The sequence below is a fragment of the Actinosynnema pretiosum genome, assembly GCF_002354875.1.
Taxonomy (GTDB): domain Bacteria; phylum Actinomycetota; class Actinomycetes; order Mycobacteriales; family Pseudonocardiaceae; genus Actinosynnema; species Actinosynnema auranticum.
Genome location: NZ_CP023445.1, coordinates 2,177,252 through 2,197,006, shown reverse-complemented (window position 1 = coordinate 2,197,006; position 19,755 = coordinate 2,177,252). Strand labels below are relative to the sequence as shown.

Below are 19,755 nucleotides of genomic sequence, written 5' to 3'. Positions count from 1 at the left end.
TCGGGGGACAAGCGCCCGGTGGGTCAGGAGCCGACGCGGAAGGTCACGTCCTGCTGGTCGGTGCTCGTGCTGATCGGGTCCACGCGCAGCGCGTAGCCGGAGTGGCGCAGGTAGCGGTCCGGCAGGTTCGCGGAGCGGAACGAGGACCAGGACGAGTCGGCCAGGCCCGGCACCCGGTGGAAGGTCGCGTCGGCGCGGAAGGCGGCGGTGTTGTCGTTGGCGTCCAAGCGGATCGCGTAGTCGTAGTGCCGCAGGTAGCGGGTCGGGTCGGACACCGACTGGAACGACACGCCCGAGGCGTCGGACAGGCCGGGCACGAGCTTCCACAGCTGGTCGGTGTGCGGGTCGAACGGGTACGGGTCGATCCGGGCGAGGTAGTTCTGGTGGCGCACGAAGCGGTCCGGGAAGTTCCAGGACTTCAGGCGGTTCCAGGACGGGGCGCCCCAGCGGGACAGCAGCGCGGACTGCTCGGCCGCCGTGATCGGGGAGATGGTGGCGTGCTTGGAGTTCAGCGGTTGGGTGTAGGCGCGCTGGTTCAGGACCGACCAGGAGTTCGCGCTCACGTTGGCCGTGGACCAGGCGTAGAACTCGCCGTTCACCGGGGAGTACGAGTCGCACCACAGGTAGTGGGTGTCCGAGGTGTTGGACTTGACCACGATCGGCGCCTCGATGCCGCTCGCCTGCTTGAGGGGGCTGGTGTAGGTGCTGAAGCTGTTGGGGTTCAAGGAGGACGAGCGGGCGCCGTAGATGTTCCCGTCGGCCATGTTCTTGTAGTACAGGTGGTTCGTGCCGCCGCTGGTGGCGACGGTGCCGTCGAGGACGTTGAAGCCGGGGTCGAAGAACACCTGCGGGGAGCCGACGTTCACGAAGTCGGTGGTGTAGTTGACCATGAAGACGTCGCGGGTGCCGTTGTGCGCGGAGTAGAAGATGCCGTACTGGCCGCGCGCCGGGTCGTAGAACGCCTCCGGGGCCCAGGTGTGGGTGTCCATCGAGTGCATCTTCAGCCTGCGGTAGTTGCTGAAGCCGGTGAGGTTCGTGGAGTCCCAGGCGTGGATGTACTGGTTCTTCTGCGTGAAGTCGGTGCCGTTGAGGTCGGTGGCGATGACCACGAAGGTGCCGTCCTGCTTGCGCAGGATGAACGGGTCGCGCAGGCCCTTGGTCCCGGCCGCGGGGGTGACGACGGGGTTGTTCTGGTTCAGCGGGGTCCAGTTGAGGCCGTCGCCGCTGACCGCGAGGTGCAGGCCGTAGTTCGCGCCGGTCATGCCGGGGGACTCGGTGAAGTAGCCCATGACGTAGGCGGCGTAGGTCGCCTGAGCGGTGGGGTGCGAGGACTCGGCGGCGGGCTGGTCGGGGTGCCGCGCGACGGTGTGCTGCGCGGCGGCTTGGTGCGGCGCGACGGCTAGCAGCAGGGTCGCGAGGAGCGGCGCCGCCCGGCGGCCCAGGGACCGGGTACTGACCACGACATTCCTTCCCAGACACCGCCGTCGTCGATGTTCACGCTCACATCGGCGCGCGACGGCAGTGTCGTGTCCGGTGGTGCGGGGGTGTCCGGCGAGGTGGGGCGGGCGGCGGCCGGTTACCGGGATGTTGCGGACGAGTGTGATCGCTCACAACTTGAGTGTCAACCCCCTCCCGGAAGGCGATGTGCTGCGGCCGAGCGGGTTCTTGACATGCGGCGATGCCTGCTTTTTCCACCTCGGCAGTGGTCGTTGTTAGCGCTAACAGGGACGGGTCCGAAACGTCGGGAAAGCGCAGGTGGGGGCGGTGGTGGGAATTGCCAACGGGTGGCGCGGTCGATCGCGGGGGCCGGGGCCGCGCGCTCAGCCGAACCGCTTGACCAGCTCCACCCGCGACCGCACCTCGAGGCGGGCGAAGATGTTCCGCAGGTGGTGCTCGACGGTGCGGTGGCTCAGGAACAGCCGGGCCGCGACCTCCCGGTTGCTCGCCCCCTCCGCGACCAGGCGGGCGATCCTGGCCTGCTGCGGGGTCAGCTCGGCGAAGCCCCCGCCGGCCCGGTCGCCGGGCCGCTCGCCCGCGCGCTCGGCGGTCCGCTCGGCGCCGGGCGCCGTCTCCCCCGCCGCCCGCAGCTCGGCGCGCGCCCGCGCCGCCCAGTGCTCGGCCTCCTGCCGCTCGAAGATGTCCGCGGCTTCCCGCAGCACCTCCCGCGCCACCCTCGGTCGCCGGGACCTGCGCAGCCACCGCCCGTAGACCAGCTGCGTCTTCGCCAGCTCCAGCGCCCCGCCGCTCACCCGGTGCAGCCGCAGCGCCTCGGTGAAGTGCTCCCGCGCGTCGTCCCCGTCGGCCAGCACCCCGAGGCACCGGCGCACCACGGCCTGCCGGGCGGCGCTGCCCCCGCTGTCCGCCCACCGCCGGAACCGCCGCAGCTCCCGCTCCGCCCACCCGACCTCGCCGCACCCGGCCGCCGCCTCCACCAGGTGCGGCACGGCCATGGTGCGGATGCCCTCGTGCACGCCCCCGTACCGCCCCCCGGACTCCAGCGCCCGCAACCGCTCCAGCGCGACGACGGGCCGCTCGCGGGCCAGGTCGACGCAGGCCAGCGCCCACGCCGCCAGCGTCCCGGCGCGGCCGAGGCCGTGGCGGGAGACCTGCTCGGCGGCGGTGTCGACGCGGTGCAGGGCGGTGTCGCAGTCGCCGCGCAGGGCGGACAGCAGGGCGAGGATCACCAGGTGGTCGGCGGCGGCGTTGCGCTGGCCGACGGCCTCGGCGGCGTGCAGGCCCTCGAACGCGGCGGAGAACGCGAGGGCGTGGCGGTCGAGCAGGAGCGCCGACAGGGCCTGGTAGATCAGCGCCCACGGGAGGAACGCGGTGAGCCCGCGCTCGCGGGTGGCGACCACCGCGCCGCCCGCCAGCTCGTGGGCCTTGGCGGAGTCGCCGAGGACGTAGGCGGCGTGCCCGCCCCAGACGCCCGCCTGCGGGACGGGGGTGCGCTCGGCGGTGGCGACGACGGCGCGCAGCAGCGGGACGGCTTCGGCGTGGCGGCCCCGGAAGGTGGCTTCCATGCCGAGGACGTGGTCGAGGACCAGGGCTTGCGGGTCGGGGTCGTCGGGCGCGCGGAGGTCGGCGGCGGCGCGGGCGATCTCGGTGTGCAGGGCGTGGTCGCCCGCGCTGCACGCGGCCTCGCCCGCGAAGCCGAGCGCGAGGGCGGCTTGGGCGCGGTGCGCCCCGGCGAGGTCGGCGGCGGCGCGGAGGAGCCTGCGGGCGGCGCCGTCCGGTTGGCCGCCGCCGAGGTCGAGGCCGCCCCGGACCAGGTCGGCCAGCGCGCGCAGCTCCGGGCTGTCGGACAGGCGGGCGGCGGCGGTGAGGGCGGACCTGGCGGGGCCCGCGGAGCCCGCGGTCCAGTGGTCGGCGGCGGCGCTGACCAGTCGGCGGGCGCGGAGGGCGGGGGCGCTGGTGAGGGCGGCGGCGCGGTCGTGGTCGCGGGCGGCGCGGACGTGGTCGCCGCAGCGGCGGGCGCGCCGGGCCTCGGCGTGCAACCGCTCGGCTTGGGCGTCGCGGGCGCCGGGGGCGGTGGCGGCCTGGTGCCAGGTGCGGCGGGGGCCGGGTGGGAGGGCCTTGGCGAGGGTGGTGTGGGCGGCGTAGCGCTCGGAGAGGGGGAGTTCGGCGGCGAGGGTGGTGCGGGTGAGCGGGCCGGGGATGAGGAGGGGGGCTGCCTCCTGGACGGCGGCGGGGCCCACGTCGGGGAGGCGGGCGAGGGTGTCGGGGTCGAGGTCCGGGTCGACCAGGGAGAGGGCGGCGGCGGTGCGGGCTCGGGGGGAGAGGGCGTGGAAGCGGGCGCGCAGGCGGGAGCGGAGGAGGCTGTCGGCGGGGAGGGCGGTGGGGGCGGGGGCGGTGCCGCCGAGGTGCTCGGCGGTGAGGGCGGCGGCCAGTTCGACCAGGGCCAGGGGGTTGCCGCAGGCCAGGTGGGCGAGGTCGGCGGCCAGGTCGGCGGGGAGGCCGGGGCGGAGGTCGTGGAGGACGCGGAGGGAGTCGGCGTGGGTGAGGGGGGTGAGCTCGACGCTGGGGAGGTGGGGGAGGTCGGTCTCGCAGGCGAGGAGGACGGCGACGGGTTCGGTGGCGAGGTCGGGGAGGAGGGGGAGGAGGGCGGAGAGGTCGAGCAGGTGCGCGTCGTCCACGCAGAGGAGGACGAGGCGGGGGTCGTCGGCGAAGTCGGCGGCGGCTCGGCGGGCGGCGCGGAGCAGCGCGGTCTTGCCTGCGCCGGGACCGCCGCGCAGCACCAGAGCTCCCCCACGGCCCGCGCGGGCGTGGTCGAGCAGTGCGTCCACGGCGACGCGCTGCCGGTCGCGTCCGAGCAGCATTGGTCCAGTCTCACCAGGGGGAGGGTGGGGTGGAAGAGCGTGGGCGTGGCTGACTCTTGACACCGGGTGGGTGGGGGTTCGGGGTGAGCGGACCGCTCGCCGGGGGTGAGCGGACCGCTCACCGGGGATCAGTGGGCCGCTCACCGGGGGCCAACGGACCTTTCACCGGGGATCAGCGGCCCTTTCACCGGGGGCCAACGGACCACTCACCGGGGATGAACGGACCACTCACCGGGAGCCAACGGCCCATTCGCCAGGGATGAACGGACCACTCACCGGGAGCCAACGGGCCGCTCACCGGGGATCAGCGGCCCATTCACCGGGAGCCAACGGACCACTCACCGGGGATCAGCGGTCCATTCACCGGGGATCAGTGGACCGTTCGCCAGAGATGAAAGGACCACTCACCAGGGCCGGGAGCAGCCGGGGGGCGCGAGCGGCGGGGGCTTGTGGCGGGTGCGGGTCGGGGCGGTCTTCGAGTGAGCGGACCGTTCACCGGGAGGCTCCCCGGCACCGGTGGTCGAGCCCTCACCGCCCCCTCTCCCAGGCCCGTGTTCCCACCGGCCCGCACCCCCGACGAGCGCGGGTCGGGCAGGTGGTCGTACCGATGCACGAACCGAGGCGGGTGCCGGAAGGTCGGATTCCCCTGCCCCCCTGCACGAACGAGGTGTGCTCCCGTGCGATTGCGCGCACTCTTCCCCGCCATGGCCCTGCTGGCCGCGAGCGCCGTGGCCGCTCCCCCCGCCGCGCTGGCCGCCGCCAGCCCCTACGAGCGCGGGCCCGCCCCGACCACGGCCAGCGTCGAGGCCGCGCGCGGGCCGTTCGCCACGGCCACGGCGACCGTGTCGTCGGTGTCCGGCTTCGGCGGCGGCACGATCTACTACCCGACCAGCACCGCCGAGGGCACGTTCGGCGCGGTCGCGATCTCGCCCGGTTTCACCGCGACCCAGTCGTCGGTGGCCTGGCTCGGGCCGCGGTTGGCGTCCCAGGGGTTCGTGGTGATCACGATCAACACCCTGTCGACCCTCGACCAGCCCGACAGCCGCGGCTCCCAACTGCTCGCGGCCCTCGACTACCTCACCACCAGCAGCTCCGTGCGCACCCGCATCGACGCCTCGCGCCTGGGCGTGATGGGCCACTCGATGGGCGGCGGCGGTTCGCTGCGGGCGACGGTGTCCCGGCCCTCCCTGCAGGCCGCGATCCCGCTGACCCCGTGGCACACCACCAAGAACTGGTCGAGCTCGCGGGTCCCCACGATGATCATCGGTGCGGAGTCGGACAGCACCGCCCCGGTCTCCTCGCACTCCGAGCCGTTCTACACCAGCATGACCTCCGCGCCGGAGAAGGCGTACCTGGAGCTGAACAACGCAGGCCACTCCGCCCCGACCTCGGCGAACACGACGGTGGCGAAGTACAGCATCTCCTGGCTCAAGCGGTTCATCGACGACGACACCCGCTACGACCAGTTCCTCTGCCCGGCCCCCTCCCCCAGCTCGCTGATCGAGGAGTACCGGGCGACCTGCCCGCACAGCTGACCGGACTCGCCCCGCCCGACCCGGCCCTCGGGGTCGGGCGGGGCGGACCACCACCGGCCGGAACGCGCGGAGAGCCGACGGCTCACCCCGACCCGCGACGCGCTCGGCCCCCGGAGCGGCCCCCGCACCCTGCACGCGGGGGCCGCTGCCCGGTCCGCGCGCCACCCCCGCACCCGCTCGGGAAGGCCGCCGCACGGGCCGCGCCCGTGCCCGCCCCGCTCGGGAAGGCCGCCGCCCGGCGCACGCTCCCCCGCCCGCAGGGGCCGCTACCCGCTCCGAGCCCCTCCCCCGCTGGTCCATCGGTGTGAAACTCCCCTGCGGACTCGGCCCAGTCGGTACCGTCCGGCCGTGGCCAAGACCAAGATCCGCTTGGGTTCGGAGTTCACCGGGCTGTGGCTGTCCAACGCGGTGGCCAACCTCGGTGACGGCCTGTCCGTGGCCGCGGGCCCCCTGCTGCTGGCCTCGCTCACCTCGGACCCCCTCCTGGTCGCCGCCTCCCTGTTCGCCCAGCAGGCCCCCTGGCTGCTGTTCTCCCCGCTGGGCGCGGCCCTGCTCGACCGGGGCCCGGACCGCCGCCTGCTCCTGACCGCCCTCACCACCACCCGCTGCGCCGTGGTCGCCGCCCTGGCCGTGCTGGTCTGGCTGGACCTGGCCACCGTCCCCGTCGTCTACGCCCTGCTGTTCACACTCGGCGCGGCGGGCGCGCTGGCGGACGGCGCGATCTCCGCCCTGCTCCCCGCGCTCGTCCCGGCCGCCGACCTGGGCGCGGCGAACTCGCGCGTCAGCGCGGGCACCCTCGCGGGCAGCACGCTCCTGGGCCCGGCGCTGGGCGCCTGGCTGTTCGCGGTGGCCGCCGCCGCCCCGTTCACCGTCGAAGCGCTCGGCTTCGCCGTCGCGGCCGTCCTGCTGCGCGGGCGGCGCCAGGCCCAGGCGCCGCCGATCGAGGTCGTCACGCGCGCCGCCCCGCCACCGCCGCCGAGCCTGGCCGAGGGCCTGCGCTGGCTGTGGCACAACCGCCTGCTGCGCCTGCTGGCCCTGGCGCTGCTGCTGATGAACATGACGCTCTACGGCTTCCTCGGCGTCCTGGTCCTCTACGCCCGCGAACGCCTGGACGCCGGACCCGCCGCCTTCGGCCTGCTCCTGGCCGCCACCGCCGCGGGCGGGGTCCTGGTGGTCCCGCTGGCGCCGCGCCTGGTGGACCGCTTCGGCCCGGTCCCGCTGCTGCGCGCCGGTCTGGTCGTGGAGACCCTCGCCCACGTCGCCCTCGCCCTGGTGCGGGTGTTCCCGGCCGCGATCGCGGTGCTGGTCGCGTTCGGCGCGCACTCGGTGCTGTGGGGCACGATCACCAGGACGGCCCGCGCCCGCGTGGTCCCGGACCGGTTGCGCCGGTCGGTGAACGGCGCGTTCCTGCTGTTCAGCTCAGGCGGCGCGGCGCTGGGGGCGATCCAGGGCGGGCTCGTCGCGCGGGCCTTCGGCGTCACGGGGCCGCTGTGGGTGGCGGCCGGGGTGGTCGGCCTGCTGTCCGTGCTGATGTGGCAGCTGCTGGCGGTGGTGGGCGGCGAGGACGGGTGAGCGGGCGCTACTCGCTCTTCCAGGCCGCGTCGTAGCGCTGCTGCCGCAGCTCGTCCTGCGCGGCGGCCCGCGCCTTCCTGGCCCGACCGGCGTCGCCGTTCTCGTAGCCGTACTTGGACACCCGGTTCTCGGTGCTCTCGATCGCGTAGGACATCGCGAAGTACACGCCCACGATCAGCCCCAGCGAACCGCACGCGACGGCCAGCGGCAGCGGCGAGCCCAGGCCCAGCACCAGCCCGGCGGCGATGATGATCGTCAGCGGCAGGACCTGCACGAACGCCCGGACCGTGAACCACACCAGCCAGGACGGCTTGGTGGCCTGCTCGAAGATCCACTCGCGGTACCGCTGGGGCAGCCTGCCCCCGATCAGGTACCACAGGCGCAGTGCGAGGGGCGGGCGGTTCACGGTGCCTCCTTGGCAGCGGCGATCAGGCGGGTCAGCGCCCCGTGCAGGTCCTGGAGCTGGTCGAGCTCCACGCCGAGGCGGTCGACCACGGCGGGCGGGATCTTCAGCGCCTCCTGGCGCAGCGCCTGCCCCTGCGGGGTGAGCGTCACGGCCAGCACGCGCTCGTCGTCGGCGTCCCGGCCGCGCTGCACGTACCCGATCGCCTCCAGCCGCTTGAGCAGCGGGGACAGCGTGCCGGGGTCGAGCGCGAGCAGCCCGCTCAGCTCCTTGACCGACAGCGGCGCGCCCTGCCAGAGGGCGAGCATCACGAGGTACTGGGGGTGGGTGAGCCCCAGCGGTTCGAGCAGTGGCCGGTAGACCGAGACCACGGTCCTGGACGCGATCGAGAGCGCGAAGCAGACCTGCCGCTCCAGGGCCAGCGGGTCCTCGGCGTTGCTTTGTGTGCCAACCATTTGCACACCACGGTAGAGCAGGGCGCGGCTCGGGGGCTCCGCCGGACGGCCAGTTGTCCGGGAGATCACACCGGCGGACGGGGCGGGAAGGGGAGGTGGGACCGGGCGGCGGAACGGGCGGCGGGAAAAGGGTGAACAACACCTGAAGCGCACCCGGAGAAAATCCCGTGGAACACCGCAGGGACGCCCGGAACAACACGATCACCGGTCAGGGGTATTACCGGGAGCGCAGGTGCGACAGGCGCGAAGAATGTGGGGAGCCGTCCGTCGGTTCACGACGGACAGCTCCCCGCGCGATGTGGTCGACCACCGGGAGGAGGAACGTCCTCGCAGCTCAGAGCAGCTTCAGCGGGGACGGCGACCGCGCGGGCGGAGAACTCCGCTCAGCGGGCTGATCGCCATTGCGCACTCCTCGTCCGGTGTGCCCCCATCCTGCACGACCGAACGCTAGGACGTCAAACAATGAACAGGTGAACGCCCCGTGCCCAATCAGTGGGAACGCATCGCCGAGGATTCGCGCCGCCGCCGGGAACCGGCTATCACGCCCACGCGCGCGGCCCCGGCTGCCCCAGCCGTCGGGCCAGGCGGTCGGCGCGGGCGGTGAGCGCCTCGGCCCTGCGGGTCAGCGGCTCGGGGTCCGCGCCGCCGCGCCGGTCGGCGTCGGCGGCCGAGCCCGCCAGGTCGGCGCAGTCGGTGACCAGCGCCAGGTACTCGGCCCGCGCGGCAGGCGTGACCAGGTCGTCCAGCTCGACGATCCGCTGCGCCAGCTCCCCGGTGGCCGCGCTGAGCCGGGACCGGGCGTCCCGCTCCCCCTCGGCCCGCGCCCGCCCCCTGGCCACCGCGCCACCGGCGCGCCCGCCCAGCAGGTACAGGGCCGCCGACCCCACCAGCACCGCGAGCAGCGCGGCGGCGGCGAGCAGGTGGCGGGCGGGCGACGGGCTGAGCACCCGGCCGCCGTCGGGCACGGTCCCGGCGCGCACGAGCTGGTCGTAGTTCACCGCGACGATCTTCAGCGCCTCCAGGGGCCGGTCGGCGAACTGGTGCACGCCCCGGCGGATCGCCAGCTCCGCCACGAACGCCCGCCCGAAGTTCTCCTCGCCCCGCCCCGGCAGCAGCGCGCACCCGTAGCTGGCGTACTCGCCGCCCTCCCGGCTCAGCAGCAGCACGACGGTCCCGTCGGCGGCGCGCTCCAGGTCGTCGCAGCCGTCGCGCAGGTCCGCCTCGGGCTCCAGGAACACCACGACGAGCCTGCGGTTGCCGATGATCCGCTCGGCCGCCGCCTGGTCGAGCTCGACGCCGGGCGCCGCGTACACCGAGGACTGGGCGACCTGCCGCGCGGCGGGCCCGTCGAACAGCCCGCCGCTCCACACCGCCCACCCGGCGAGGGCCAGGCAGGCCACGAGGACCGCCGCGCACGCGGCCGGGACGCGCCTCACGCGAGGCTCCCGCGCAGGTAGGCGGACGGCCGGTAGTCGGGTCGGCCGAGCTGCCTGGCGGTGGTGTCCAGCTCGGCCTCGGCGGCGTCGAGCAGGCGGCGCACGTGGGCCTCGGGCAGCCCGGTCTCCAGCGCCTCGCGGGCCGACCCGAGGCGGGCGAGCCCGCGCGTGAGCGAGGCGTCGCGGCTGAGCGCGGACACCTCGACGGCGAGCGCGGACAGCGCGGCGAGCCGGGCCGGGCTGGTGCGCGGCTCGCCGGGGCGCACCCGCGCGGCGCGGGCGCTGAGCGCCAGGAACGCCGCGACGCAGCCGGTGAACGCCCACGGCAGCGCGGGCAGCGCGATGTCGAGCGGGTCGGGCGCCCGGTAGGGCAGGGGGCGGTCGAACAGGCCCGCGTAGCGCAGGTCGGTGACCCGGTCCAGGTAGGCGGCCAGTATCACCGCCTGCGGGTAGGCGTAGGCGTCGATGCGGTCGGAGAACTGGCCGTAGAAGCTGGCGGCGGCGACCTCGGCGAAGTCGTCCGCGTGCGGGCCGTGGTACTCGACCCAGTTGCCGTACATGACCACGACGGGCCGGTCCGGGAACACCGCGGTGAGCGCGGAGCCGTAGTCGGGGACGGGCGCGTCGCGCTCCTGCACCGGGAACACCGCGTAGAGCGCGTCGCCGGGGAACGCGTCGGGCTTGTCCGGGACCTCGTCGAGCGCGGCTCCGGGGGCGACGTGCGGCAGGCCGTCGCGCAGGTCGGCGGCGACCGCCTCCAGCTCCTGCGGGGTCGGCTCGCGCCTGCGGAACGGGTCGACGTCGGCGGGCGCGAGGCCGCCGACGTGCAGCGCGACCAGGTCGAGCACCTCGTTGGTGACGTCGGCGAGCGCGAACTGGGCGCGCCAGCCGGGGATGGTGTCCGGGTAGGCCTGGTTGACGCCGTCGGTGACCTCGGTGCCCATGACCAGGACGGTGGCGTTCTCGACGTCGCGGACCCGGTCGCGCTCGTCCTCGTCGAGCCCGGCGGGGGCGACGAGGACGCGCACGTCGGTGCCCGCGACGGCGGCGTCGACCAGCGCCTCGTCCCAGGTGGCGGTGGCCCCCGGCAGCCGGACCACCGGGGCGGCCTCGACCAGCGCGGTCATCTCCTCCACGCTGGGCACGGTCAGGCCCGCCAGCTCGCCCGCCGCGCCCTCGGGCACGGGTTCGCGCGGTGACGGGGACTCGCCGTAGCTGACGTCGACGGCGCGGCGCTGGGCGAGCAGGAACACCACGAGCACGACGACCGCGATGGCCAGCGCGGCGAACCGCACCGCGCGGAGCACCGGGGCCTCAGCCATGGAAGCTCCCCCGCCACAGCCGCTCGGCGCGGCGGGCGCAGTCGGCGGCGACGCGCGCGGAGGCGGCGCCGCCCCGGTTGGCCATGAGCAGCTCGGCGCGGGCGAGCAGGCGCTCGGCCTCCGGGCAGTACCAGCCGCCCGCGTCGCGGCTGATCGCGGCGCTGTCGATGGCGGCGAGCGCGGTGGAGCGGGCCACGACGGCGGTCCGGGCGCTGGCGCGGGCGCGCGGGACGAACGCCGCGCCGAAACCGGCGATCACCAGCACGGCCGCTCCGAGCAGCCAGACCATCCACATGCGCGCGCCATTCCAGGTGAGGTGTGCACCTGATTGTGCCCGGTCGGGTGATGGTCGGCGGTGGGGCCGGGGGTGTGTGGGGGCACGTCGCGTCCTCGGTCTCGTCCTGCGGCTCGTCCCGTGGCCCGGCCTCAGCGCGCGCCGAGCAGGTCGACCAGCTCGCCCAGCGCCTGGCCCAGCTCGCGGTCGACGCGGACGGCGGCGCGGTCGTCGCCCCTGGTGATGCCCCGGTTGAGGATGGCGACGGGCTTGCCGGACTTGGCGGCGTGGCGCACGAACCGCAGGCCGGACATGACGGTCAGCGAGGAGCCGAGGACGAGGAGGGTGTCGGCGGCGTCGACCAGGTCGTAGCAGCGGCGCACGCGCTCGGGCGGGACGTTCTCGCCGAAGAAGACGACGTCGGGCTTGAGGACGCCCCCGCAGCGGGCGCAGTCCACCACGCGGAAGCCCGCGACGGCCTCGGCGGGCAGGTCGGCGTCGCCATCCGGGTTGACCCGGTCCGCAGTGGCGGTGAAGCCGGGGTTGGCCTCGTGCAGCCGGGCGTCGTGCTCGGCGCGGTCGGTGGTGGCGCCGCAGTCCAGGCAGATCACGCGGTGGAGGCTGCCGTGCAGCTCGACGACGTCGGTGGCGCCGCCGTCCTGGTGCAGGCCGTCGACGTTCTGGGTGATGACCGCGTCGACCAGGCCCGCGCGCTGGAGGGCGGCGACGGCGCGGTGGCCGTCGTTGGGCTCGGCGCGGCGCATGGCGCGCCAACCGACGTGGGCGCGCGCCCAGTAGCGGCGGCGGTCCTCGGCCGAGGCGGTGAAGTCCTGGTAGGTCATCGGGGTGTGCTTGCGCAGGCTGCCCTCGGCGCCCCGGTAGTCGGGGATGCCGGACTCGGTGGACAGGCCCGCCCCGCTGAGCACCAGCGCGCGACCGGGGCGCAGCAGGTCGACCAGCGGGGTGAGCGAGGTCGTCCTGGGCAGCGGGTCGCCGGTGGCGGTCCAGGTGAGGGTCGGGCGTGTCCGCATGGGACGAGGGTACGACCGGGGGTGGGGTGGGCGCGGGGTGCGGGGCTCCTCCCCCCGCAGCGCGCTGCTCCGGTCGGGCGGCGGCGCTGCGACCACCCGATGGTCACCCTGCCGACAGGGTCGACCGCGCTCCGCTTATGTGATAGCCATCTATCAGAACGCTCGTCGCCTGATGGCAGGAGAACACCGTGAGCGAGACCGCCGTGCGTCCGGCGCCGGAACTGCCGGTGCACATGCGCAGGAACGGCTTCGACCCCCACCCCGCGCTCACCGAGCTGCGCGACTCCGGCGGCATCCGGCGCGAGCGCACCCCGATGGGGCTGGACGCGTGGGTGGTGAGCAGGCACGAGGACGTGCGCCGGGTCCTGTCGGACACCTCGACGTTCAGCAACAACAGCGAGGACCTGCCCACGCTCGCCGACATGCCGCCGGAGGAGCGCAGGAGGCGGCTGTCGGGGAACCTGCTGGCGCTCGACCCGCCCGACCACACCAGGGTGCGCAGGCTGCTCACGCCGGAGTTCACGATCCGGCGGATGCGGCGGCTGGAGCCCCGGATCAAGCAGATCGTGGACGACCACCTGGACGCCATGGAGCAGGCCGGTCAGCCCGCCGACGTGGTGCGCGACTTCGCGCTGCCGGTGCCGTCGCTGGTGATCTGCGAGCTGCTCGGCGTGCCCTACGAGGACCGGGAGGACTTCCAGCGGCGCAGCAACCTGCTGCTGGACATGTCGCTGCCGATGGCGGAGCGCAGGCGGGTGGCCGAGGAGTCGCGGGCCTACATGGCGCGGCTGGTCGCGGGCGCGAAGGCCGATCCCGGCGAGGACCTGCTGGGGACGCTCGTGCGCGAGGACGAGCTGGACGACGACGAGCTGATCGGGATCGCGTCGCTGCTGCTGATCGCCGGGCACGAGACGACCTCGAACATGCTCGGGCTGGGCACGCTGGCGCTGCTGCGCGACCCCGAGCAGCTGGCGCTGGTGCGCGACGACGAGACCGTGACCGAGCGGGCCGTCGAGGAGCTGATGCGGTGGCTGAGCGTGGTGCACACCGGCAGCGGGCGGAAGGTGCTGCGGGAGGTCGAGCTGGGCGGGCAGGTGCTGGCCGAGGGCGACTGGGTGGTGTGCGCGCTGCCGGGGGCGAACCGGGACCCCGGACTGGTGCAGGACCCGGAGCGGCTGGACGTGCGGCGCGGGTCGCCGGGGCACGTGGCGTTCGGGCACGGGCTGCACCACTGCCTGGGCGCGCCGCTGGCGCGGATGGAGATGCGGATCGCGTTCCCGGCGCTGCTGCGGCGCTTCCCCGGACTGCGGGAGGTGGAGGGGTACGAGCCCTCGTTCCGGTCGTACCACGTGGTGTACGGGTTGAGCGAGCTGCCCGTGCGGTGGTGACCCTGGTGGTTTCCGGGTGAGTGGCGGGAGGCGCGTCGTGGGGTGTCGCGCCTCCCGCCGGTGGGTGTTCGGCGCGGCGGGCCGTCCGGTTCGGGTGGGCCCGCGCGCCGGTCCGGTGGTGCGGTCGAGCTGGAGGTGCGTGGTGGGCGAGCGGGTCGAGGCGGATCGGGACGTGTGCGTCGGGGCCGGGATGTGCGTGATGACGGCGGGCGCGGTGTTCGACCAGGACGACGACGGGATCGTGGTGGTGCTGGAGGGCGAGCCGGGTGGGGACGACGCGGCGCGGGCGCGGGACGCGGTGGCCTACTGCCCGTCGGGGGCACTGCGCCTGGTCACCGGCTGACCTGCCGACGTACGGTGCGCGGGTGCCCGCAAGATCCCCGCAGGACCGGTTCGTCCCGTCGAGTCCCCCCGCCGGGTCGTCGCCGGGAGGACCGGCGCGCGCGGACGGCGGGGCGGCGGGCGCGGTGCGCCCGAGGCGGGCCGACGCGCGGCGCAACCACGACCGGATCGCGCGGGCGGCCGTGGAGGCGTTCGGCCGCCGGGGGCCCGAGGGGCCGAGGTTGGAGGACGTGGCGGCGCTGGCCGGGGTCGGCGTGGCGACGGTGTACCGCCTGTTCGGCGACCGGGACGGGGTGCTGCGGGCGGCGTTCGAGCTGTTCTTCGCCGAGCGGGTGGCGCCGCTGGTGCTGGAGGCGAAGGCGGGTTCCGATCCCGGAGCCGGGCTGCGGCTGGTGGTCGCGGGGGCGGTGGAGGCGTTCGCGGACCACCGCTCGCTGGTGGTCGCGGCCAAGCACGCCGCCCTGATCGAGCCGGAGACCCTGGACCGGCTGCTCGGCGAGATGGCGGACCTGCTGCTGGAGGCGCAGCGGCTCGGCCAGGTGCGCGACGACGTGGTGGTGGGCGACCTGGGCGGGCTGCTGATGATGGCGCTGGCGGTCTCCCAGCTGCCGGACCGCCTCCGGAACCTGGCCCTGCTGTGGGACGGCCTGCGCCCCGGCGGTTCGGCCCTGCCCGCGCCCGAGGGCTGCCGACACCCGAGCGCCGCCGACGGCGGGGCCCCACCGGTCTAGCGCGCCCGGACGCAGGCCACGTCCACCAGGCCCGCGGTCCTCGACGCGAGTCCAGCAGGCGGTGGCCGGGCACGCGGCCCCCTGCTCCGGGCGCAGGGGTCCCCGCCCCCTTGCGGCGCGGCGGGAACGGGACCGGTGGGCGCCCGGTGCCGGGGGTCGGCCGCACCCGCCACCGGGGGTCCGCCCGCGCGGCAGGCCCGGTCCGGGGCGAGTGCGCCCCAGCCGGGTGACGCAGGCCGTTCCCCCGGCGCTACCGCCGGGTATTCCTCAGCTCCCCCTCCCCGCTGCCGTCGCCCGACGTGGTCCCGCCGAACGCCGCCGGGTCCCGTGGCGCGTGCCGCGCCCGCCGCGACAGCGAGAGGAGAGGCCCCATGCTCGGCTGGAAGTCCCGGAGGGCCCAGCAGGGGACCGAGGGGCGCGAGCCCGGTCCCCGGACCGCCGCCGACACCGGTGAGGCCGACGCGCTGCGCGACGAGGTGGCCGCCCTCAAGCAGGAGCTGGAGTTCGTCAACGAGCGCTACGGCCTGATGATCAAGGCCTCGGACATCGGGCTGTGGGACATGTCGGTCGTCGCGGGCGACCCGGTCAACGCCAGCAACGAGTTCTGGTGGTCCGACCACCTGCGCAAGATGCTCGGGTTCACCGACGAGCGGGACTTCCCGAACGTGCTGGACAGCTGGGCCTCACGCCTGCACCCGGACGAGAAGGACTCCGTGCTGGGCGCGTTCGCCGCGCACCTGAACGACCGCACCGGCCGCATCCCCTACGACATCGAGTACCGCCTCAAGCGCAAGACCGGCGAGTACCGCTGGTACCGCGCCAGCGGCACGACCCGGCGGGACGAGGCGGGCGTCCCGCTGCGCGTCGCGGGCGCGCTGCTGGACATCGACACCCAGAAGACGCTGATGACCGCCGCGCTGGGCTTCGTGGACCGCCTCGGCGACAGCGCGACCGAGCTGTCCGAGGTGAGCAACCGCATGTCGGACACCACGCAGACGGCCGTGTCGGTCACCGAGACGGCGGTCTCGGCGATCGAGAAGCTCGGCGAGAGCAGCCTGGAGATCGGCAAGGTCGTGCAGTTCATCACCACGATCGCCGACCAGACGAACCTGCTGGCGCTGAACGCGACCATCGAGGCGGCCCGCGCGGGCGACTCGGGGCGCGGCTTCGCCGTGGTGGCCAACGAGGTCAAGGAGCTGGCGAGCGAGACGTCGCGGGCGACCGACGACATCGGCCACAAGGTCGACGTCATCAAGGAGGACACCACGCGCGCGGTCTCCGCGATCCAGGAGATCAAGCAGATCGTGACGCTGATCGACTCGTTCCAGACGACGATCGCGTCGGTGGCCGACCACCAGCGCGAGGCCGCGCAGGACGGCCGGGCGCTGCGCGCGATCGGCGGCTGACGGGAGGCGTCCGGCGCGGTCGGGGTGGTGGTGCGCTCCCGACGGCGCCGGCCGGTGGACCCGCCTCCCTGGGGGACGCGGGTCCGCCGACGTCCGCGACCGGACCGCTCGCCGGTCGTGGGAGCAGCGGTGGCCCGGCCCTTTCGCAGGGGGCCGGGCCACCGCTGTTCGCGTTCCGGGGCCGTCGAGTTCCGGGGCCGTCGCGGTCCGGGGCCGTCCCGTTCCGGACCTGCGCGGTCCGGGGGCGGGCTCAAACCGGGATGATCATGCCGGGGAAGGTCTTCGAGCCGGTGCAGTGCGGGCACTCGCGGCCGTTGTCGACGGTCCTGGGGACGCCGCCGATGACCGCCGCCACCGGGTTCGCCAGGTAGCCCGCGCCGCCGCAGAGGTGGCAGATGGTCCTGGCCTCGGCCGTCACGGTGAACAGGCCGTCCTCGTCGTCCTCGTCCTCCTCCAGCTCGTCGACGACCTCGTCGAAGTCGTCGTCGGCCTCGTCGTCGCCCTCGAACTCGAAGTCGTCGTCGTACTCGTCGTACTCACCGTCGTCGGGCTCCTCGCGGCCGTCGCCGCCAGCCTCGCGATCCGCCATCGAGCCACCCCGAACGTCGCACGCCTTGCAGGAGCACCGATCGTAACCGCCGGGCGCGGGGCGGGCCCCGGACCGGGTCCCGCGCGGGCGGTCAGGGGGCCTGCGGACCGGCTGCGGGCAGGGACACCACGATCGTCAGGCCGCCGCCGGGGGTGTCCTCGGCGGTGATCGCGCCGCCCATGGCCTCGGTGAAGCCCTTCGCCACGCTGAGCCCCAGGCCGACGCCGGGCGCGGCGTCCCGGTCGCCCAGGCGCTGGAACGGGGCGAACACCGCCTCCGCCGTGTGCCTGGGGACGCCGGGGCCGTGGTCCACCACCCGCAGCTCGACGCGGTCGCCGTGCGCGCTGGCCCGGACCGCCACCGCGGGGGTCGCGGCCGTCGCCTCCGGGTCGCCGCCCGCGCGGGGCGCGGGCCTGCGGCTGCCGTGGCGCAGGGCGTTGTCCACGACGTTCGCGACCACCCGCTCCAGCAGGCCGAGGTCGGCCCGGACCGGGGGCAGGTCCTCGCGGACCTCCACCAGCACCCGGTCCCGCTCGTCGATGCCCGCGAGCGCCGCCGCGACCGCCTCGTCGCAGCCGATCGCCTTGAGCACCGGGGTCACCGCGCCGGTCGCGAGGCGGGAGGAGTCCAGGAGGTTGTCGACCAGGCCGGTGAGCCGGTCCGCCGACAGCTCGACCGCCTCCAGCAGCTCGGCGGTGTCCTCGGCGGACAGGGTCAGCTCCGGGTCGCGCAGGCTGCCGACCGACGCCTTGATGGAGGTGAGCGGGGTGCGCAGGTCGTGGCCGACCGCCGAGAGCAGGGCGGTGCGCAGCTGGGTGGTCTCGGCGAGGCGGCGGGCGTCCTCGGCCTGGGCGGACATGCGCTGGTGGCGCAGGGCCAGGAGCGCCTGACCGGCGGCGCCCTCGAGCGCCCTGCGGTCGCCCGCCGCCAGGGGCCTGCCGCGCAGGGCGAGGCGCACGTCCGGGTTCACCGGGACGTCCACGTCGGCCTCGTCGGGGTCGGCGCAGGGGTTCGGGCCCGCCGAGGCCACCGGGGTCCAGTCGTGGTCGACGCGTTCGAGGAGGGTCGCGGACTCCTGGGCGAAGTTCTCGCGGACCTGCTCCAGCAGGCGGGCCAGCGGGTCCGGTCCGGCCAGGACGGTGCGGGCGTAGGAGGCGAGCAGCGCGGCCTCGGTGCGGGCGCGGGCGGCCTGGGAGGCGAGCCTGGCGGCGCGGTCGACCACGAGTGCCACCAGGACGGCCACGGTCACCATCACGAGCAGGGTGAGCAGGTTCTCCTGGGCCGAGACGGTGAGGCTGTAGTAGGGCTGGGTGAAGAAGAAGTTCAGCATCCCGGCGCCGATCAGCGCGGCGAGCACCGCCGGGCCGAGGCCGCCGACGAGGGCGACGACGACGGTGGCGAGGAAGAAGCCGACCAGGTCGGTGGAGAAGGTGATGTCCTCGGCCAGCGCGGTCCCGATCCCGGTGACGACCAGCGGCAGCAGGACCGAGAGCAGCCAGCCGAGCGCCTGCCGGGACGGGGTGAGCGGGTTGCGGTCCGGGTGCCTGCGCGGGGGCTGCGGGGACTCGTCGTGCGGGACCATGTGGACGTCGATGCTGTCGGAGCGCGCGATGACCGCGGCCCCGACGCCCCCGTCGAGCGCCCTGGCCAGGCGGGAGCGGCGGGACGCGCCGAGGACGAGCTGGGTGGCGTTGACGCCTCGGGCGAACTCCAGCAGCGCGGTGGGGACGTCGTCGCCGACGACGGTGTGGTAGGTCGCGCCCAGGTCCTCGGTGAGCCTGCGGAAGCGCGACGGGGCGTCCGGCGCGTCCGGGGCGGTGGCGCGCGGGGCCACCGGCAGGACGGTGACCACGAGCAGCTCGGCCGCCGCGCGCAGGGCGATGCGGCGGGCCCTGCGGATCAGCGGCTCGCTCTCCCGGCCGCCGGTGATGGCGACGACCACGCGCTCCCTGGTCTCCCAGGTGTCGGTGATGCGCTGGTCGGCCCGGTAGCGCTGGAGCGCGACGTCCACCTGGTCGGCCACCCAGAGCAGGGCCAGCTCGCGCAGGGCGGCGAGGTTCCCCGGGCGGAAGTAGTCGGCCAGCGCGGCGTCGACCTTGTGGGCCGGGTAGACGTTGCCGTGCGCCAGGCGGCGGCGCAGGGCCTCCGGGGTGAGGTCGACCAGCTCGACCTGCTCGGCCCGGCGGACCGCCTCGTCCGGGACGGTCTCGCGCTGCTCGACGCCGGTGATCCGGCGGACCACGTCGCTGAGGGACTCCAGGTGGTGGACGTTCAGGGTGGTGAGGACGTCGATGCCCGCGTCCAGGAGCTCCTCGACGTCCTGCCAGCGCTTGGGGTTCCTGGCGCCGGGCGGGTTGGTGTGGGCGAGCTCGTCGACCACGACGACGGCCGGGGCCCTGCGCAGGACGGCGTCCAGGTCCAGTTCGGACCGGGGTTCCCCGTCGTGGCGGGTGGTGCGGCGGGGGATCTGCTCCAGGCCGTGCAGGAGCTCGGCGGTGCGGGCGCGGTCGTGCGCCTCGACCAGGCCCACGACGACGTCCGCCCCGCGCTCGCGGCGGCGGTGGGCCTCGTTCAGCAGCGCGAAGGTCTTGCCGACGCCGGGGGCCGCGCCCAGGTAGATGCGCAGTTCGCCGCGCTTGCGCTTGGTGTCGACCACGGGATCAGTGTGCGCGGTGGGGGCGGGTCGGCCCGCGGGCGGCGACCGGGGCCGGGTTTCGACTACCGGGGGTGACGGCAAAACGGACATCGGGCTTCTGGCAGCCTCGCACCCGTCGCAACCGCGGCAACCGTTCCGCAACCGGGTTCCAAGGCCCGGCAACCGTCGTGCAACCGTGGTGGACCCGGTGCGGCAACCGAAAGAGCCGAGATCGACCGTCTACAACGGACAGTTGTCAAACCTGCGGAAAAAACTTCACCCGATCGTGTATATCGATACTCTATTCGGGTGAGCGCGCT

General features: G+C 74.9%; 16 protein-coding genes. 6 read left to right on the top strand and 10 right to left on the bottom strand.

The window, feature by feature from the left end; translation table 11 throughout:
- Positions 1-23 precede the first annotated feature (23 nt).
- Positions 24-1,460 (bottom strand): glycoside hydrolase family 43 protein, encoded by a 1,437-nt coding sequence (locus tag CNX65_RS09840; RefSeq protein WP_096492497.1) that lies wholly within the window; start codon positions 1,458-1,460, stop codon positions 24-26.
- Positions 1,461-1,820: 360 nt separating this feature from the next.
- On the bottom strand, positions 1,821-4,316 hold the full coding sequence (locus tag CNX65_RS09835; RefSeq protein WP_096492496.1) for a helix-turn-helix domain-containing protein: 2,496 nt from the start codon (positions 4,314-4,316) through the stop codon (positions 1,821-1,823).
- Between the two features lie 704 nt (positions 4,317-5,020).
- On the opposite strand from CNX65_RS09835, the gene CNX65_RS09830 reads away from it, so the two are divergent.
- Positions 5,021-5,851 carry a poly(ethylene terephthalate) hydrolase family protein gene (locus CNX65_RS09830; RefSeq protein ID WP_198320593.1) on the top strand — a complete coding sequence of 277 codons (831 nt, stop codon included), beginning with the start codon at positions 5,021-5,023 and terminating at the stop codon, positions 5,849-5,851.
- A gap of 348 nt (positions 5,852-6,199) precedes the next feature.
- Positions 6,200-7,423, top strand: coding sequence for an MFS transporter (locus CNX65_RS09825; RefSeq protein ID WP_157767568.1), 1,224 nt, complete (start codon positions 6,200-6,202; stop codon positions 7,421-7,423).
- Between the two features lie 7 nt (positions 7,424-7,430).
- Here the strand turns inward: CNX65_RS09825 and CNX65_RS09820 are convergent, their stop codons facing one another.
- From CNX65_RS09820 to CNX65_RS09795, 6 genes are all read right to left on the bottom strand, one after another.
- A complete protein-coding gene (locus CNX65_RS09820; RefSeq protein ID WP_096492493.1) occupies positions 7,431-7,829 on the bottom strand; it encodes a DUF5313 family protein in 399 nt (132 codons plus the stop codon).
- Positions 7,826-8,281, bottom strand: a complete 456-nt coding sequence (locus CNX65_RS09815) for a MarR family winged helix-turn-helix transcriptional regulator (RefSeq protein ID WP_096492492.1) — start codon at positions 8,279-8,281, stop codon at positions 7,826-7,828. The genes CNX65_RS09820 and CNX65_RS09815 overlap by 4 nt, the downstream gene beginning before the upstream one ends.
- 539 nt (positions 8,282-8,820) lie before the next feature.
- Positions 8,821-9,717: a hypothetical protein gene (locus tag CNX65_RS09810; protein ID WP_096492491.1), complete on the bottom strand. Its 897-nt coding sequence runs from the start codon at positions 9,715-9,717 to the stop codon at positions 8,821-8,823.
- Positions 9,714-11,039, bottom strand: a complete 1,326-nt coding sequence (locus CNX65_RS09805) for a hypothetical protein (RefSeq protein ID WP_096492490.1) — start codon at positions 11,037-11,039, stop codon at positions 9,714-9,716. The genes CNX65_RS09810 and CNX65_RS09805 overlap by 4 nt, the downstream gene beginning before the upstream one ends.
- Entirely contained in the window at positions 11,032-11,334 is a 303-nt protein-coding gene (locus CNX65_RS09800; protein WP_096492489.1) for a DUF6403 family protein, read from the bottom strand. Before CNX65_RS09800 ends, CNX65_RS09805 begins: the two co-directional genes overlap by 8 nt.
- 131 nt (positions 11,335-11,465) lie before the next feature.
- Positions 11,466-12,344 (bottom strand): NAD-dependent protein deacetylase, encoded by an 879-nt coding sequence (locus tag CNX65_RS09795; protein WP_096492488.1) that lies wholly within the window; start codon positions 12,342-12,344, stop codon positions 11,466-11,468.
- Positions 12,345-12,532: 188 nt separating this feature from the next.
- On the opposite strand from CNX65_RS09795, the gene CNX65_RS09790 reads away from it, so the two are divergent.
- From CNX65_RS09790 to CNX65_RS37750, 4 genes are all read left to right on the top strand, one after another.
- Entirely contained in the window at positions 12,533-13,732 is a 1,200-nt protein-coding gene (locus CNX65_RS09790) for a cytochrome P450 (RefSeq protein WP_198320450.1), read from the top strand.
- A gap of 142 nt (positions 13,733-13,874) precedes the next feature.
- Positions 13,875-14,075 (top strand): ferredoxin, encoded by a 201-nt coding sequence (locus CNX65_RS09785; RefSeq protein WP_015800797.1) that lies wholly within the window; start codon positions 13,875-13,877, stop codon positions 14,073-14,075.
- 22 nt (positions 14,076-14,097) lie between these two features.
- Complete coding sequence (locus tag CNX65_RS09780) at positions 14,098-14,805, top strand: TetR/AcrR family transcriptional regulator (RefSeq protein ID WP_157767567.1); 708 nt, start codon at positions 14,098-14,100, stop codon at positions 14,803-14,805.
- A gap of 371 nt (positions 14,806-15,176) precedes the next feature.
- Positions 15,177-16,211: a methyl-accepting chemotaxis protein gene (locus CNX65_RS37750; RefSeq protein ID WP_096492486.1), complete on the top strand. Its 1,035-nt coding sequence runs from the start codon at positions 15,177-15,179 to the stop codon at positions 16,209-16,211.
- Between the two features lie 250 nt (positions 16,212-16,461).
- Here CNX65_RS37750 and CNX65_RS35230 read toward each other — a convergent pair whose 3' ends face one another.
- Positions 16,462-16,800, bottom strand: coding sequence for a hypothetical protein (locus CNX65_RS35230; protein ID WP_157767566.1), 339 nt, complete (start codon positions 16,798-16,800; stop codon positions 16,462-16,464).
- 91 nt (positions 16,801-16,891) lie between these two features.
- The gene (locus CNX65_RS09765) at positions 16,892-19,546 is read right to left on the bottom strand and encodes a DUF4118 domain-containing protein (protein WP_096492485.1); all 2,655 of its coding nucleotides are present in this window, start codon (positions 19,544-19,546) and stop codon (positions 16,892-16,894) included.
- Positions 19,547-19,755: the final 209 nt, after the last annotated feature.